Annotated in this window: 7 protein-coding genes and 1 riboswitch; all 7 genes read left to right on the top strand. The window is 59.8% G+C overall.

Going from position 1 to position 18,286, the window contains the following annotated elements:
* Positions 1–70: 70 nt before the first annotated feature.
* The 7 genes from FNU79_RS06265 to FNU79_RS06235 all read left to right on the top strand — a co-directional run bounded on the left by FNU79_RS06265 (position 71) and on the right by FNU79_RS06235 (position 18,272).
* Positions 71–1,741 carry a hypothetical protein gene (locus tag FNU79_RS06265; protein ID WP_143720022.1) on the top strand — a complete coding sequence of 557 codons (1,671 nt, stop codon included), beginning with the start codon at positions 71–73 and terminating at the stop codon, positions 1,739–1,741.
* Positions 1,742–2,013: 272 nt separating this feature from the next.
* Positions 2,014–3,198, top strand: a complete 1,185-nt coding sequence (gene carA / locus FNU79_RS06260; RefSeq protein WP_143720021.1) for a glutamine-hydrolyzing carbamoyl-phosphate synthase small subunit — start codon at positions 2,014–2,016, stop codon at positions 3,196–3,198.
* Positions 3,199–3,630: 432 nt separating this feature from the next.
* Positions 3,631–3,715: riboswitch (cyclic di-GMP riboswitch) on the top strand.
* Between the two features lie 50 nt (positions 3,716–3,765).
* Entirely contained in the window at positions 3,766–4,269 is a 504-nt protein-coding gene (locus FNU79_RS06255) for a hypothetical protein (RefSeq protein ID WP_143720020.1), read from the top strand.
* Between the two features lie 86 nt (positions 4,270–4,355).
* Entirely contained in the window at positions 4,356–6,335 is a 1,980-nt protein-coding gene (locus tag FNU79_RS06250) for a DUF11 domain-containing protein (protein ID WP_143720019.1), read from the top strand.
* Between the two features lie 247 nt (positions 6,336–6,582).
* Positions 6,583–9,375 carry an isopeptide-forming domain-containing fimbrial protein gene (locus FNU79_RS06245; protein ID WP_143720018.1) on the top strand — a complete coding sequence of 931 codons (2,793 nt, stop codon included), beginning with the start codon at positions 6,583–6,585 and terminating at the stop codon, positions 9,373–9,375.
* Positions 9,376–14,283, top strand: a complete 4,908-nt coding sequence (locus tag FNU79_RS06240) for a TonB-dependent receptor (RefSeq protein WP_143720017.1) — start codon at positions 9,376–9,378, stop codon at positions 14,281–14,283. It abuts the gene before it with no gap.
* The gene (locus FNU79_RS06235; protein WP_143720016.1) at positions 14,280–18,272 is read left to right on the top strand and encodes an SdrD B-like domain-containing protein; all 3,993 of its coding nucleotides are present in this window, start codon (positions 14,280–14,282) and stop codon (positions 18,270–18,272) included. Before FNU79_RS06240 ends, FNU79_RS06235 begins: the two co-directional genes overlap by 4 nt.
* Positions 18,273–18,286 lie beyond the last annotated feature (14 nt).

The raw sequence follows: 18,286 nt of genomic DNA, 5'->3' as shown, positions 1-18,286 counted from the left end.
CTCAGTTGAGCCAAAGGGGGAGAGGACAAAGCAGCCGACTGACTTTGCCCTCTTCCCTTACACTGCTTGTATGAAGAAACTTCTCACCCTGACTCTGCTCGTCTCTTCCCTCGGCGCAACGGCCCAAGCCGCTTCCTTAACCGACCAACTTCCTGCCGGAGCGCTGCTCACCTTCGAAACCCACGACGCGGGCGCGGCCCTTGACCGCTTCACGGGCCTCGTTGGCGGCGTGATGAAAAATGTCATGGGCGATCAACAGAGCCGGAGCATGATGGGCAGCATTTCGGGCTTTGAGCAAGTGCTCAAAAGCTCTATCGGCAAAGAAGCGGTGGCGGGCGTGTTCAGCGTCGGCGGCGGCGCTCAGGCGTTTGAGCCGCAACTCCTTGCCGTCACGCGGGTGGACGAATTTTCCAGCGAGTTTTTCCGGAGCATGATTGAACAAAAGCCCGGAGCCAAAGTCGGCGTTTATCCCTTCGTTCGCCAAGACGGGATGTTTGTGGGTCAGGCCAAAGGACTGGTCTACCTCTCCAGCGACAAAAGCTTGCTGATGAGCTACTTGGCTCGCCTGAGCGGCAAAGTGGCCCCACGCCTCGGCGATTCGGTGAGCTACAGCGTGCCGACCAAAGCGGTGGGCCAGCAGGAACTGTCGCTGTTTCTCAACTTTTCCGGCATCGCCAAAGTCGCCCGCAACCAGCTTGCCCAGATTTTCTTGCCGCGCCTGCTCTCGCCGGTGGTGGACGCTGTGGACACCCTGGGCACCTACTCGGCAGGCTTTTCCACCAACGCGCAGGGGTTCAGCGCTCAGTCGGCCCACGCCGCCAACGCTTACGGCAAAGATCAGCCGCTTTACCGCGTCCTGACCCATTCCACCGACTTCGACGTTCAAAACATGATCCCTGCCAGTGCCGAAACGGTGGTGACAAGCGCCTGCGCCTCTGAAAGTAACGCCTACGCGGCCCGTTGGCTCAACCGCATCGATTTGTTCGATCCGGTCGGCTTCCTGACCGACAGCCAGCTGTCTAGCTACTTGGAAGAGTCCTCACGCTACTTGGGCGATCAGTGCGCTCAGGTCACTTTGGCAGGCGGCATGGTGGCCAGCTTCAATTCTGCCAATACCGCGCAGTCGTTCGATTACACAGTCACTTATCAAAAAGTCAGCGACATGGCGGCGGCTCAGGCGGCCATGCCCAAATACGCCGCCTCGGTCAACATGGCCGTCGCGGGCGTTGCCAAGACGCTGGACAAGATGATGAACAAAGCCAACCTCAGCGGCCTTCAGGGAATGGCCAGCTCCGAAATGGAACTGGGAGCGCTGGCGGGCGCGGCCAGCAGCATCAAGCAGGTCAATGCCATGCTGGGCAGTCTCAAAATGGTCTACGCCTTCAAAGACGGTTACCTCGTCACCGCTTTCAGCCAAAAAGCCTTGGCGGCGGCGCTGGCCGAGAACGCGCCCAAATTGGCGAGCGATCCCAAGTTCATGGCGGCGAACCTGACGACCAGCGGCTCTGCCGGGTGGCAGTACGCCCGCGCTCCGCAAAAAGTCACCAACGCCCAGCTGATGAAACTGTTTACGGCCAGCGCCGGCCAAGCCGATATGAAGGCTATGGAAGGTGTGCTTAAACCAGTCGCGGCAGTGACCACCGATCTGATTAACCGCTACGGCGGCATGTCCTCGCAGAGCAGCGTCAGCAACAATCTCATCGTCACTCAGTCCAAAGTGGCTTACCGCTGGGGCAAATAAAAGCTGGGCGGCTAACCTCTTTTTTAATCTTTATTCAGTAAATCTGCAAGAAAATACAATTTGGCCACATTCCACTTAAGTTGAGTGTTGGCCGATTTCCCTCAAAAAAGCTGCCTGCCGCTGTAGAATCAGTCGGGCAGCTTTTTTAGGGCTGCATACTGCTTGCATACAGAAAAGATGTGCGCCGCAGACGGTAGCGCTGGCGACGGCCCGCTACTATGCTGACGGCACCATCAAAGGCGTCCCGAGAGGCGCAAATGGAGGAGAGGAAAATGATTCGTAAAGAACGTGCAGTGCTGGCGCTGGAAGACGGCACCGTGTACCGGGGCTACGCTTTCGGGCACCGGGGCGAAACAGTAGGCGAAGTGGTCTTCAACACCTCCATGACCGGCTACCAAGAGATCATGACTGACCCCAGCTACAACGGCCAAATCGTCGCCATGACGTATCCGCATATCGGCAACTACGGCGTGGCAATCTACGATATGGAGAGCAACAAGCCGTTCGTACGCGGATTCATCGGGCGCGAGTTCAGCGACGGCTTTTCCAATTACCGCGCCCAAGAGTCGCTGGAATCGTTTATGCAGAGTCACGGTGTCGTCAGTATTCAGGGCATCGACACCCGCGCTCTGGTGAGGCGCTTGCGTGAAGGCGGCGTGGTCAAAGGTGTGGTAGCGCACCGCAGTTTTACCCATCCCGAAGATTCCTACGGCGAATTCAGCGTGGAAGAAGAAATGGCGCTGGTGCAGCGGGCGCTTCAGCATGAAGACATCGACGGGCGTGACATGACCCAAGAAGTCACCACCGCCTTGCCCTACGCTTTCCCGACGCTCAAGCACGGCAAGCGGGTGGTCTTGATGGATTTCGGCATCAAGCACACCATTATCGAGCGCCTCGCGGAAGTCGGTATCGAGCCGATTGTGGTTCCGGCCCAGACCACCGCCGCGCAGGTGATGGCGCTCCAGCCACACGGTTTGTTTTTGTCCAATGGCCCAGGCGATCCGTCCGCGCCGACTTACGCCCACCGCACCGCTTGGGAACTGATGGGCCTGCTGCCCACCTTCGGGATTTGCCTCGGCCACCAGATTTTGGGCTTGGCGGCGGGCGGTCAGACCTTCAAAATGAAATTCGGACACCGGGGCGGCAACCAACCGGTCAAGAACTTGCTGACCAGCAACGTCGAAATTACTGCCCAAAATCACGGCTACGCAGTGGACTTGGCCAGCATCCCCAACGGCGAATTCGTGGCGACCCACCTCAATCTCAACGACCAGACCCTAGAGGGCATGGCCCACAGCCGCTACCCGGTGTTCAGTGTCCAGTACCACCCTGAAGCCTCGCCGGGGCCGCACGACAGCCGTTACCTGTTTGACCGCTTCATCGAAGAGATTGACGCCTTTGACGGCGCGACAGGCACACCAGTCGAGAAGGCCCTGTCGGGGCGCTACGGCGTTTAAGGACAGCAGCGCTTGTCTTGAGCTGAAGTGGGCAGCCCGGTAGGTGCGGTGTCACCGAATTGGCCGTTGATACTGCTTCAAGCGGCCAATAAATTTCACTAAGAATCACCTAATCAGCCGGTGCATCTGTCTTTAATCCAAAAAAGATGGGGGGGATGTAGCCGCAAATGAAGGGTAAATGGCCTTCTCACGCTCTCATTAAGGGCTGGTTGCTGGGGGTAAATGGGGGTTGTCCACCCATTTTTGGCTCAATGTGTACGTGCCTAGGCGAGAGAGTGCCATGAAAAAAATCTCGCCCTAGACGGCTTTTTGCAGAAAACTTCACTCCCGCTTAAGAGAACCTGTTACAATTTCCGGTGTCAACCCCCCCTGACTATGAAAAACTTCTCATAGGAGGGGGTTGCATGAGGACCCTGAGATTGAGCTACTATCAGCTTGTTCAGGAGCGATGAAACATCTGGCCTATTCGGGCGCCTTACCAGATGCGGAGCGAGTGGCGCGACCGACAGAATGAGTAGAGCGAAAGCTTACTCGGCTGTCGATTTTTTTTGGTTTTGGAGGCACTTGATGAAATGTCAACTTTTCCTTCTCGCCGGTTTGAGTATTGGACTCTGGGGGGCGGCCGCTGCACAAAGTGCGTCGCCTGTCAAACTTACCCTCGACCAAGACCTGATCCGCACTGTGCAAAAAGATGGTAAAGCCGCTGAGGAGCGCGTTTCTGCGCCGTCTTCAGTGTTGCCCGGCGCAGTGCTGATCGAAGAAGTCACGGCCCAAAATGTTTCGGGCAAAGTGCTCAACAAGATCAGAGTCGGCGTTCCCATTCCGCAAGGTACTCAATTTCTCGGCTCGGTCACCCCGAGCAATGACCGCTGGACGACCCAGTTCACGGCTGCTTGTGCCGGAAAAGCGCTGGCTTACGCCGAAGCTCCTCTGAAGTGCACCGAAACCGTCGAAGGTAAATCGGTCACGCGCGAGATCAAATCCAGCGAATACACCAATGTGCGCTGGCTGCTCGACACCTTAAAGCCGGACGAAACGTTAAAGCTCAGCTTTCGCGTGAAAGTCAATTGAGCGGGTTCTTTGAAGCAGCGCCAACAAGTATTGCCAACCCGGCAGATTTTTAGCAGTAGCCGCATTTTGAGTGCGGAGGAGAAGATATGAAAAAGTACTGGTCAATTGTTTCTTTGATGGCGGCAATGGCAGTAAGCGCGGCAGGCGCGACAGCCACTCCTGCTGGAACTGTCATCACCAACACCGCCACCCTGAACTTTTCGGATTTTGGCGGCACTGAGCAGCCCCCGGTGGACTCACCGCCCGTCAAGACGACAGTTACTCCGGTGCCGAGCTTTGTGCTGACCCCCAACGACGGCAGTGCAGACGTGACCAAGCCGGACTACACCAAGCCTGGTCAGACCAACAACAACGGCAAGCCCGGCGACGTGGTCGTGTTTCCTTACCAGATCACCAACACCGGCAACGTACCGGGCGAGTCGTACACCTTGGGCAACCTGCCTGATCCCACCGGCGTGGTCAAGCCCGGCACCAATGTGCTTTATTACCTCACCAATCCCGACACCAACAACGACGGCCTTGTTAGCCCTGCCGAACTTACAGCAGCGGGAACGCCGATCACGACCATCAGCGGTGTCAATCAGGATCAGACCGTCAAGTTCTACCAGGTCTATACCGTCCCCACCACGGCCCTGAACACCGAAAAATACGGCGCAGACCCGACCGGCACCCGCAACCCCAACGCTGCCAAGGATCAGGGCCTCGTCATCAACTTGCCCATTGATGCCAACAACTCCAACACCACCACCATCGCCCGTCAGGACGGCGGCGTCATCGGGCCGAAGAACGATCCCACGGCGGTTGGCGGCACCCCGGTCTACACCTCGCCTGAAGGCGTGCCGATCACCCCTGACCAGAACGGCAAAGACACCCAGACGGCCAACGCCACCACCACCACCACCACCATTACCTTCACCAACACCATCAAGAACAACGGCAACCGTCCCGACATCTTCACGGTGACGACCAACCCCGCCGATTTCCCGGCTGGCTCCACCACCGTGCTGCTCAACCCTGACGGCACGCCGTTTACCCAGACGCCCAGCGTGAACCCCGGTGGCACCACCGATATCCTCGTGAAAGTGACGCTGCTTGCTGGCTCGACCTCTGCCGACGCGACCAAGCAGCCCACTGTGACCCTGACGGTCATCAGCGGCAACGATCCTACCAAGACCGACACCACCAAGGACATCGTCAACCTGCCGGGAGCCAAGTTCGGTGACGTGGATCCCAAGAATCCCGGCACCGATCCCACCCCCATCCCCGCCGTTCCGGCCACCCCGGCCAGCCCCGATCCCAAGGACCCCACAGCGGTCAACGTGGATCCCAAGGTCTGCACCAACACCACCAACGCCTTCTTGCCGATGGGCGTCAAGAACACGGGCGGCGCACCTGACCGCTTCGTGATCTCCGGCAGCACCGTCGTTAAGCTGACCAGCGGTGCCGACCAGACCGTCAACGTGACCTACTACACCGATACCAATGCCAACGGCATGTTGGACGCGGGCGAAGTTGCCCTGCCCACCGTGGCTGGCGGCCAAGACACCGGCCCTATCGCTCCTGGCGCGACCCTCAAGCTGGTGGCGGTTATCCCCGTGCCGTGCGCCTCGGCTCAGGGCACCTATACCATCAATCAGAAAGCTGTCTCGCCCATCTCAGGCACCATCCCTGACACTAACGACACCGTCAAGGTCGGCGGCAACGGCACCCCGCCCGTCGTCACCAAGACTGTAGACAAGGACAAGGCCCAGCCCGGCGATTTGCTGACCTATACCATCTCCGGAACCAACAAGGCCAACGCCAACATCGTCAAGGCGATCTTGAAGGACACTGTTCCGGCCAATACCAACTACGTCAGCTTTGCGGCCACCTCCACCTCCACCGGCAAGGTGCTCTACAGCACCAACGGCACCACGTGGAGCGCCAATGCTCCGGCTGCGCCCCAGCCTGATGGCAGCACCATCTACACCGGCGTAGACACCAACAATGACGGCAACATTACCAATGCCGACATCCTCAAGCCCGGTGAGAGCATCAGCGCCACCTTCAAGGTGACGGTTAAGTAATTGTTCTGAGGCGGCGCACTCTACTTTTCGGAGTGGAGTGCGCCCCCTTCTCAAACCTGTGCCCGCGTTTTTGGTGATTTTTGGCCTGCTTTTGCTGTGTGATTTCCCTTTTTGTCATTCCCAACATTAGAAACTTCGTTTTATTGTTCGGCAGCCCTCAATCCATACGCTTTTTAATGTGCTGAAGAACACCCGGCAGCCACACCAAGACTCTGTTTTGGCCCCACCACTCTTTTCTGGAGGCACTGTGCGAAATACCTTGATGCGTAAACCACTCGCGGCGCTGATCCTCGCGCTGAGCGGTGCAGGTTTGGCCGTCGGCGGGCCGAGCCAAACGCCTGCTGGCACGGTTATCGAAAACCGGGCCACGCTCGACTACCAACCTGAAGACCTGACGCTCCCGCCAAGAACAGTAATCACGCCGCCCGTCAAAACGGTGATTACCGCGCAGTGCCGGCCCAGCGTTTTGCCGGATGGCACGGTGAGCAACCCCGGTCAGGTTGTCAGCCTCTTGCCGGGCGAAAGCGGTTTGCTGCGCTACACCCTGGCCAACTCAGGCAACACCGACAGTATCTTTACGCTGAGCGCCCCGCAAGATCCTGCCTCGGCTTTCCCGCTAAGCGATGTCAATATTTACGCCGATTACAACGGTAGCGGCCAAATCGACAGCGGCGAAGGCCCACTCACCAGTGTGCAGCTCAAGGCCGATCAAGTGGTGCCGATGCTGGTCAGCTTCAAGTCTGCTGCGGCAGCACGCGGCGCGGCTTACCTGAATCTGGTGGCAGCTTGCCCGGCCAATGAGGGCGGCGCAGTTGACAACAACAACATAGGCAAGGTGCAGGCCGAGGAACCGCCGGTATTGAGCCTGACCAAAGCTTTCGGTCAATCTGTCGTACGGCCTAGCCAAGAAGTCAGCGTGTCGATCAACGCCGCCAACACTGGGCTAGGCACTTCGCGTGAAGTAATCGTAACGGATCGGCTCGATACGCCCGACATGATTGACTTCCGCTTTGTGAGCGGTTCTGCTTCCACCAGCGCCGGAACCATCGAGTACACCGCCGACGGGAACACCTGGGCCACTGCCGAACCCGGCAGCGTGCGCGGCGTGCGGGTGCGAATCGGTTCGCTCCTGCCCGGTGGAATCTTGAGCCTGAATTTTCGACTCGTTGCACCGAGCCAAGTCTCCGGTAGCCGCACCAACATTGCCACCCTTCAAAGCCTCGGCTTCAACCTCGAAGCTCGCGCCACTGTGGAAGTACGCTACACCCCCAAAATCGCGTTAGGACCAGTCAACAACCCCGAAGCCCTGCCCGGCGGCGAGCTGAGCAGTGACGATCTTCAAACCAAGCCGCTCGCTTTCCTGAACCGCGAGATCTGCTTCCAGCACACCGTCAAAAACCTCGGCGATGTCAACGACACCATCAGTATCAGCGGCCAAGTGGTCAAGGGCAGCGCCACCATCCGCTTGGCCGAGCTCGACGGCTCAGCCTTCCAGCAGTCCGTGGCGCTGACGCCCGGCGCGAGTAAGTCGTTCGCAGCTTGCTATACCCCGACCAGCAGCGTCCCTCCCACCGACGGAAGTGAGGCCCTGCGGGTGCTTCTGACGGCCACCAGCGCTCAGGGCGCAGCCCAAAACCAGACCGTTGACGTGGTCACGAGCGTCACCGATGAAGTGCCGCAGCTCGTCAAGAGCGTTTCGCCCGGCGGCGTGGTCAAGCAAGGAGTGCAGCTCACCTACACCCTCAAAATCGTCAACCCTTTGAGCGTTCCTCTCACCAACGTGGTCGTCACCGATCAACTCGATCCCAACCTTGACTTCGTCTCGGCGGACAGCGGCGGTGCGCTCGTTAACGGTGCAGTGATTTGGAAGATCAGCAGTATCGCTCCCAAAGCGACCGTCAACCTGACGCTGGTGACGCAAGTTAAGGCGGCTACGCCCGATGACACCATCATCAAGAACAGCTTCACGATGGTGAGCAGTGAGTTTAACGAGCCGCTGACCTCCAACGAAGTCTCCACCACCGTGTTCGGCAGCGCCCTGATCTTCAACAAGACTTCTTCTCCCGCCGAAGCATCAATCGGCGACACCATCACCTATACCTTCACCGTCACCAATCCCTCCAAAAATGCCACTTTCAAGCGCGTGGAAATCGTGGATACTATGCCCATCGGCATCCAATACGTGCCGGGTTCCAGTCGCCTCGACGGCACCCCGATTGGTGATCCGGCAGTCGACGGCCAGAACTACACCTGGATCGTCAGCAACCTCGGCCCCGGCCAAACCGCCGCCGTCACGTTTGAGGCTTTGGTTTCGCCGAAAGTCGGCACCAGCGTCACTAACACCGCCATCGCCAACGCCATCAGCAGCGAAAACGCTTCGCAAAATGTCGGCTCGCAAACCACCAACCGCATTCGGGCGCTGATCTTCGAGCCGCTGTGCGACCTCGTCGGCTCGGTCTTCATCGACGTCAACCGCAACGGCACTTACGACAAGGGCCTCGATATCCCGATGGTGAGTGCCCGCGTGATTCTGGCCAATGGGCGCACCTCGCTGACCGACACGCAAGGCCGCTATCACTTCGCCACCCTCAAAGAAGGCTTCTGGGCACTGCGCCTCGACCCCAGCAGCGTCTACGCCCAAAATCTCAGCTTGCCGCAAGACGGCGGACTGCCGGGCAGCCGGGGCGTGATGTGCCGTCAGCTCACCAGCGTGGACTTCCCGCTGGCCTCGGTGGCCGGTGACATCGGCGTGATCCGCGACACCACCCTCAAGATGGGCAGTTTCACTGTCCACAAGCAGGTCTTTACCACCCCTGAAGCCAACACTTACTTGGTGCAGCTGACCCTCAGTACCCCTGCGGCGCTCGGCGGCTTTACCCTGCAAGATCCGCTGCCAACAGGCGCAACCCTGCTCGACGGCCAGAACGCACTGACGTTTGATCCGCTGCCCGCCGGAAGCCGCGCCGTAACCTACCGTTTCCGTTTCGGCGGCGACCAGAAAGCCGCTGTCACTGATCCGACAGCCGAGTGGAGGTACTGAGTGAAACGCGCCATTACCACCCTGACCGCCGCGCTGATCGCCAGCGCCGCCGCTCAGGACATCGCCACCTCTTTACCGCTGACCAGTGTCGGCAACAAGCTGCTCTGGACCGTCGGCGACCAAGACCTCAAGCTGGTCGTGGGTGTAGCCAGCCGAGTGCAACTCGACCTCTACAGCGCTCAGTTCGATCCCAAGGATTACCGCTCAGCCACGTATTACGGCGATGAGTCCTACGCCGATCCCAGCGTTCACAGCACCTTCTCGCTGATCAAGCTCACCAAAGTGGCGGGGCAAGCCGACCAAGAAGACGTGCTGCTGACCAAAGATTTCGGACGCGGGCAGCAAGACTGGCAGACTTTTATCAATCAGGATTTGCCTGCTGGTGAGTACACCTTGCGTGTACAGACCGAAGGCAACGGCAAAAATACCTTTGCACTGCGGCTCAAGTCGATCAGCGCGGCGATTCAGTCTGACCGCCTCAACGTCAACATTCACTCGCACGAGTGGGTTCCGGCGCTCAACGTCTACAACAAAGGCGGCCCGCTCGATATTCGGATGTACGACGGCGACGGTCCCAGCGAACTGCAGGCCGAACTGCGCGACGCATCGGGCAACGCCTACCCAGTCAAAGTCTCCGATCAGCTCGAATGGGAAGACATCGCCATTCCTGAAGCGGCGGGCAATTACACCCTCTACCTCAAGCAGCCCGGCCAGGAAAAACAGTTTTCCAACACCGTCGGCTTTGATCTGCGCCGCGCCAACGAACCGGCTGGCCCGATCACCGTGGTGCAGGCCGATACCACTGGTCAACTGCAAGTCACTGCCGAATTGATTTTGCCTTACGGCAACGAGCCGACCCAGGCCACCGTGGAAGCGGGCGACAAAACACTCGCGGTCAACGGCGAATTCAGCTTGCGGGTGCCGTCCGGCGATTATCCGGTCAGCGTGGCCCCGATTACTGGCGCGGAAGTCAGCATCGACAAATCCAGCGTCACGGTTCCCAAGCAGGGCGTCGGTAAGGTTGCCGTGCAGGTCAAGCCGGACGTGGCGCTGAGCTTCTCGGCTAATAAGCCGGAAGTGTGCGTCGGCGACGTCGTGACCTTCACCGCGCAGGCCACCACCGCTTTTGAGCGCCAAGCGCTGAACGCGGCTGTGCAGGTCAGCTTGCCCGCAGGCTTTACGGCCAACGGCGAATCCAGCTTTTCAGGCAAAGTAGACGCCAAGAATCCCGGTGTCCTTACCTTTGAAGCCACTGCCACCGCCGCTACGCCGGAAGCCAGCACCATCACCGCTTCGCTGACGCCCTGGAACAAAACCCAGAGTGCCAGCGTGCGGGTGCTGCCCACTGCCACCCAAATCGAGCTTCGCCGCTCGGACGTGGCTCCGGTTCAGCTCGGCGAGATCGCCACCATCACGCTCAGCCTCAAGAACACCAGCGCTGCTCCGGCTCCGTATACCCTGACCGACAGCAGCAGTGAACTGCTCGAACCGCTCGACCCGCCGACCTTCAGCGGCACGCTCGCTCCCGGCGAAGAGAAGACCCTGAGCTACCGTGCCCGCGTCAAAGCCGAGGGTGATGCCCAAGCGCCGCTGACAGCAGTTCTCAAGAGCAATTGCGAAAGCACGCAGCAACTCGGCGGCGTCTTGGTGGTCAAGCTGCCCCCACCGCCGCCTGTAGTGGTCACGCCGCCCACGCCCGAAGCGCAGGTCGAGCCAGCACCGGTAGCAGTTCCCACGCCGGTGGCCGCCGCGCCCAGCATCATGCGCGAATCGGTGGTGCAAATTCCCTTCGATGCGCCGCGCAGCGCCAACCAGATCATCATTGCCCACAGCGCTCCGCAGGGCAGCACCTATGTCATGGGCAGCAGCGCCCTCAACAGCAAACCCATCGTTGATCCGGAAGTTGGCAAGAGCGGGCGCTTTTACTGGACGACTCCCGGTGCGCCGCAGGGCGTGCTGACCTATAAAGTGGCGCACGAGGGCAGCTTGCCCGCGCTCAACTCGCCCGCGTTGGTGGGCCGCTACGCCCATGACCGTCAGGAAGTGCTGATCGGCGACGTGGACTTGAGCGATCTCAGCGCGGCCCAGAGCCTCGATATGCAGGCTCAAACCGAAAACGCCGGGGCCATCAAGTTGCCGCTCGACGGAGCCATTTTCCGCGAGCGTGACCGCATCACCCTGGCGGTGTCGGGTTCAGACAGTGACAACAGCTTGCCCACCGTCAACGGCGTCGCGGTGTCTGAGGCCTCGATCGGTAAAAAAGTCATTGACGCGGCCAACGGTGTGCAGCGCCGCGAGTTTTACGGCGTGATGCTGCGGGCCGGTGAAAACACCATTGCCTTCGGGGGCCAGAGCATCAAAGTCTCCCTCGCCGGTGTGCCGGTGAAAGCCGAGATCACGGCCCGTCAACTCGTCGCCGACGGCATTAATCCGATCCAGGTCAATGTCAAGCTGCTCGACGCGCAGGGAGTGAGCACCTTTACACCGGTCGTCACAGTGGAAAGCAGCCTCGAACCCACCGTCAAAGACGCGCAACCGGCGGTGGCCAGCTACCAAATCACCCTCAAAGACGGTGAAGGCGTGCTGGAGTTGCAGCCGCTGTCCGCGCCCACCCGCTTCAACGTCAAGGTGCAAGTCGGCGACAAGGTCTTCGAGCAAAAATTCGACGCTCAGCCCAGCCAGAACCGGGTCGGAATCGGCTTTTTGAGCGCCACTGCCGGACTCGACATCACCGGGCCCGACAAATCGCCCTACTACGGCGTGCGCGGCGCAGCCTACTACGAAACGCCTCTGGCCGGCGGCAAGCTCTACGTCGCGGGCGCGGCAGCCGGTGAAGGCGGACAAGGCAACGGCTTTAGCTTGGACGCCAAACAAGGCCTGGCCAAAACCACCAATCCACTGGAGCGCTACTCGACTTACGGCGACAGCAGCACCGAAGACTTGGCGCTGCAAGGCATCGATCCGGTGGCCTTCCGCTACGAGCATCCCAACTTCAACATCCAGTACCGGCAGTCCAGCTTGCCGATCAGCGTCTTCTCGATCAACGCCACGCCCACCGCGCTTTCGGGCTTTACCCGCACCAACCCCGGCGTTTCGGGTTTTGCGGCTTACCTCTCTAACGATCAAGTCAACGAAGACCTGATCGCCAACGGCACCCGCGTCCTCAATCTCTCGCGCACCGATGTCACCCACGACAGCGAAACCGTGCAGCTCGTTTCGGTCAGCCCGCTGACCCAAATCGAGACCATCAAAACGCTCAAGCGTTACGTGGATTACACCCTCGATTCGGTGGCCGGCGTCTTGTACTTCAGCAGCCCCGTCAATTTGGTAGACGAAACCGGCTCGCGCCAAATCGTGCGGGTCAATTACACCCTCGTCAACGGTAACCAAAACCGCTCAGTGGCGTGGGGCGCACAGATTCAGCAAGATCTCGGCCCAGTCAATCTGGCGGCGGCAGTGGTCAACATGAACGGCGTTACCACCACTGGTGCGAGAGTGAGCTTTAGCAGCGGCAACTCCAGCGGCAGTTTGCTGGCGGCCTATTCGGGCGGTATTCACGCCGACGGCGGCGTCTCGGGCAAAACGGGCTCGGTGCAGTACGGCGCGTCATTCCGCTACCAAGACGGCAAATATGTGGGCCTCAACAGCACCCCGGTCGGCACCGCCGCCGTCGGTCAAGCGGACGTGGCCCTCACCGACAAGTTCGGTGTGCGGATTGGCGGCGATTACAGTTCTTCGGTCTCCAACGCGGCGGGCACGGCCAGCAAAACCAACACCCAAGGGCACGTCAGTTTGCTGGCCACCTACCTCCTCAATCCGGTGAAAGTCGGTTTGGGTGTGGAGTACGGCTTCGGCGACACTTCCGGCTTGGCAGGCGTGGCCAGCGTCGGGTATGTTCAGGGCGAAAACAGCGTCGATCTCCAGCACAGCCAGCCGATCAGCGGCGGTCTCAAGCCGCATACCACTCTGCGCGGCAAAGTCGGCATAGCCAGAAATGTCACCCTCAATGTCAGCGACGACTACGAGTGGGGCGGCGACAATGCGGCCACCGTGGGTCTCCAGACCACCTTGGGCGGCACCAACCTGAGCGTTTCGTACGATCTGCCCGGCAACGGCGGCAGTGGCAACCGCGCCCGCTTCGGGGTCGACACCAGCTTGCCGCTCGGCGAGCACTTGGGCTTAGGCGTGTCGGGCAGTTACGCCTACAGCGTCGGCACCGGAAAAAGCGAGTGGAACGTGGGGCCTAGCCTCAAATACACCGCCGACAATCTGGTGGCCACCACTGGCGTTGACCTCGCCCAAACCGATCACCTCAGAACGGTGGTCAAAGGCGGCGTGAGTTACAACGTCACCGATCAGTTCAGCCTCAGCCTCGACGGCACCAAAGTCTTCTCCGGTGTGAAAAGTGAAGAGGGCAACCAGTTCGCGGTCTCGGCGGCGCTCAGAAACGGCGCTTGGCAGGGCCTGAGCTACCTGCGCTACTCGGACGGCGCACTCGGCGGCAAAAATCCGCAGTTCATCGGCGAAGCCAACGCCGAATACCACCGCGCCGACTACTCGGTGCGGGCGGGACTGGCCGGACGGATGCTGGCGGGTGACAGCGGCAGCTTGACGCTTCAGCTTTCGGTCAGCGGGACCTATTACCTGAATGACACCTTCGGTATTGGCGCGGCGGCACGCGGCCTTTTCCAACCCGGCACCAATTACAGCGCGTACAGCCTTGGTCTCGAAGCCAGTGCGAGGGTGTTGCCCGGCACTTGGGCGACGCTCGGCTATAACCCGGTGGGCTTTGACGGCGTAGCCAGCAACCTGTACACCCGTAGGGGCCTTTATGTGCGCCTCGATTTGATGCTCGACGACGGCCAACGCGACAACAGTTTGAGCCTTTCCCAGGGAGATAAAAAATGAGATTGCCTCGCCTCATCCAGCCGCGCTCGAGCGCCCCGGCGGTGCTGATTGGCTTACTTGGCGACAGGCCCAGCAGCCCTGAAGTGGCAGCTCCCGTTTCCATTCCAGCGACACAGCCGTGGTTGCTGCGTCTGGCGCTGACCTGCGCCGCTTTGTCGGGAGGAGTGGCCAGCGCCTCGACCACTTTCGGAAGCCTGTGTCAGGAACAGGGCGGAACGCTTTCGCCCAACCTGATCACGGCGGAAAGTGGCGGCACCTTCGGCAGCATCGCCCGAACTTCTCCGCCGACCTACCGGGATCTGGAATCGGCAGACCGGCCCGGTTCGCCTTACAGCTATACCAACAACACCGACGGCACGGGCCGGATTCGCCCGGAGGGAACCTACGCCGTGACCTCCTCGTATGGCAGTGGCAATCTGCTTGATGTCTACGGGCCGTGGCAAGCGTATACAGGTCACACCAACGGTGGCGGCACCGACGCTTACCTGGCGGTCAACGGCGCAGTCTCGCAGGCCACTTTCCTGAACCAGACTATTGCTGTCGAGCGCAACACCAACTACGAGATCGGTTTGTGGGGCCGCTCGCCTCATGCGGCCAGTTCGGCTTACGGTGGAAGTGACCAAGCCGCCAAACTGTCCATTTCTGCTGGAGGCTTAGCCAACGGCGTCACCAACAATCTGGTGCGGGGCGACGATTGGGAACGCGGCTCGATCATCTTCAATTCTGGGAACCAGACCAGCGTTCCGGTCTCGTTTAAAAATATTTCCACGGTTGCGGAAGGCAACGACTTCTATGTCGATGATCTGTTCTTGCAAAAGTGCGTGGTGTCTTCCGGAACCATCAGCGGTAAGGTCTACCGGGATAACAACGGCAACGCGTCTCAGGATGGCGGCGAACCGGGCATCCAGAACGTGGCGGTCAAAGCTACCGATAAGAACGGCTCTGTGGCCACCGTGACCACTGGCAGCGACGGCAGTTACTCGTTTCCCAATCTGTCGCTCGGCAACAAGCCTTACAAGATCGAAGTGGTCGCCGCCTCGGCTCCGCTCTCCGGATTGACAGCCACCACGCCAACCTCCACATCCGGCGTCAGCCCGCAGGCCAATATCACGGTGCCTGGAGGCAATTTCGGCTACAAGCCGCCCACGCCGACCATTCCCGATTCCGGCACCTGCACGGTGAGCACGCCCTATATCCAGAGCTTTAACAGGTCTGGCCCGCTGGCTGAAGCTCGGAACCATGATTACCTGAGCAATGCCGATACGGTGACGAGCACCACCGGAACGTACACCCTGTGGAACCAGATCGACCATAGCGGAAACAATGGCTACGGTCTGTACTACAACGTCGCCAATTTTGAGAACAAAAACGGCGGCAACCTCAGCACTCCCGGTCTGATCTATGAGAGCCGAATCACTGTTCCGGCGGGTTCAACGATTGGTTACGAGAATTATGTCCGCAGCCATTCGAACAGCGCCACGCAGTTGCAGTACCGCTTCTATGACGGGGTCAGCGGCTCGCTGCTCAAGAGTGTAAACGGCGCGGTGGTCACCACCGATTACACCAGACAGATTGTCGACGGATTCGTTTCGCCCAGCGATAAAGTCGTTCTCCGAATCTACACACTCAAAGATGGCACCAGTGCTGACGCCAACGTCGTGAAGCTTGATGACATCAAAGTGACCTGCCCAGTTCCGGCGACCCTTGATCTCAAAGTGGAGAAAACCGGCCCCGCGACGGCCAATGTGGGCGAGGTCTTTAGCTTCACCGTGACCAGCAGCAACGTCAGCCAAGGTACGGCGCTCAACGTGGTCACGACAGATACGCTGCCTGCTGGACTGAATTTTGTTTCAGCTGATAACGGCGGCACCTACAACGCTCCGAGCCGCACCGTGACTTGGCCCACTGTGGCGAGTCTGGCTCCCAATGCCAAGCAGGTCTACAGCGTTTCGGTTTCGGCAGATGTGGTCAGCGCTGGACAGAGCTTGACCAACGTGGCCAAAGTCGCCACGCCCACACCCGAAACCGATCTCACTAACAACACCGATCAAGCCACAGTGAAAATCACCAACCCGACGGTGCCGGTGCCTGATTCCGGAACCTGCACAACCGCAGCGCCGTATCTCCAGACCTTCAACAGCGGCGGCCCGCTCGTGGAAGTTCGTAATCACCGCTACTTGTCTGATGCGAACACCGTGACCAACACCGACGGCACCTACACCGTATGGAACCAAATTGACCATACCGGCAACGGTGGCAGTGCCCTGTATTACAACATCGCCAATTTCGAGAACAAGAACGGCGGCAACCTGACCATTCCCGGCCTGCTCTACGAAAGCCAGATTACGGTGCCTGCCGGTTCGACCATCAGCTACGAAAACTATGTCCGCAGCCACTCCAACACCGCGACCCAAATCCAGTACCGCTTTTATGATGGTGTTACCAACACCCTGCTCCAGACGTACAACGGAGCGCTGGCCACCACCGACTACACCAAACAAAGCGTGCCCAGCTTCGTTTCGCCCAGCAATAAAGTGATTATTCGCCTCTACACCCTCAAAGACGGCACCACCGCCGACCTCAATGTCCTCAAGCTCGACGACATTAAGCTGACCTGCCCGCTGCCAGTGGCGGCGCTGAGCATCACCAAAACCCACATCCCGGCTACCTTCCAAGTTTTGCAGGCCGGGTTGTACAACATCAAAGTTTCCAACGCGGCGGGTTCTGCTCCCACCAGCGGCGTCATTACGGTCAAGGATCAGTTGCCCGTCGGCATCGGCGCGGCGCTGCCCAGCGGCTTCTCGCCTGCGGCGGGCTGGACTTGCACTTACAGCGGTGAAGCGGAACAGGGCGTCGGGTATGCGCCCAATCCCAACGAAGCGCAGCTCCTGACCTGCACCACCACCAACGTGTTGGCCAGTGGCAGTTCGGTCAACTTGTCCATTCCCGTGAACGTGACGCCCAAAGCCGGCAGCAGCGTCGTGAACAAAGCCAGTGTGGGCGGTGGCGGCGACACCGATCCCATCCCCGATCCGGCGACGTGTACTGTTGGCGCTCGGTGTGCCCAAGACATTGCCCCCGTCACCCCACTGCCCCTCCCACCTGCAACTTGCAGCACCGGGACCCCGACCAACTTGCTGGCCTCGCCCATCACTGGCTACCAAGATAACGACAATGCCACCCTCCAAAGCGACGGCAAGCTGATCACCGACGCTGCGGCGTACAGCACCGGCACCGGCCCTTCCGGCAGCTTCGTGATTGACGGCACCTACTACTTCAACAACGGCTACGGCCCGGTCAGCAAAGCCAGCACCTTGCAGCTCATTGTCAACGGCACGGTCTACGCCAGCTTCCTCACCGAAGACGCTTACAGTGGCCGGGCCAGTGTGGTTCCTTCCAACGGTGCGAGCTTGGAAGGCGGCGCGGCCAGCCTGACGCTCAACCGCTACACCTCCTCCAAAATCTGGGTGACGTTGCCCAGCAGCGTCAAGAGCATCAGCAGCGTACAGGTCAAATTCATCTCGAACGCGTCCGGCGGCGGCGTCAGCGATGATTACGGGTTTACCGTAGCCAACGCCCTGGCCTGCACCCAGCCTGCTCCGCCCAAAGCGCTGCTGGATAAAACAGTCCAGAACATCACCGCCAACGGCCCAGTGACGAGAGACAGTCTCGGTAAACCCGGTGACGTGTTGGAGTATTGCCTTACCGCTTCAAACATCGGCAACACCAGCGTCACCAAGTTGGGCCTCGGCGACAACATCCCCGCCAGCACCACCGCTCAAGTCGGCGGCTACGGAACCGGTAAAGACGTCAAGTACACCTTGCCGGACGGCAGCACCAAATTCCTGACCTTCGCGGCTGACGGTGACGCGGCGCAGTTGGGCAAGGACACCAACGGTATTACCCCACGCCTCTTTGTCAACGACACCACCCTGACTCTTGCGCCCAGCAAAAGCTTTATCGTCTGCTTCCGCGCAACCATCAACTAAGCCAACAACTCACC

Source organism: Deinococcus detaillensis (assembly GCF_007280555.1).
In the GTDB taxonomy this organism is placed as follows: Bacteria; Deinococcota; Deinococci; order Deinococcales; family Deinococcaceae; genus Deinococcus; species Deinococcus detaillensis.
Note: the sequence above shows the minus strand (reverse complement) of the source record. Positions and strands in the feature narration are given on the sequence as shown.

Bases quoted from the DNA above. Each gene is read 5' to 3' on its own strand.
- FNU79_RS06235 (WP_143720016.1), top strand. From the start codon at position 14,280: ATGAGATTGCCTCGCCTCATCCAGCCGCGCTCGAGCGCCCCGGCGGTG.
- FNU79_RS06250 (WP_143720019.1), top strand. From the start codon at position 4,356: ATGAAAAAGTACTGGTCAATTGTTTCTTTGATGGCGGCAATGGCAGTA.
- carA (WP_143720021.1), top strand. From the start codon at position 2,014: ATGATTCGTAAAGAACGTGCAGTGCTGGCGCTGGAAGACGGCACCGTG.
- FNU79_RS06265 (WP_143720022.1), top strand. From the start codon at position 71: ATGAAGAAACTTCTCACCCTGACTCTGCTCGTCTCTTCCCTCGGCGCA.
- FNU79_RS06255 (WP_143720020.1), top strand. From the start codon at position 3,766: ATGAAATGTCAACTTTTCCTTCTCGCCGGTTTGAGTATTGGACTCTGG.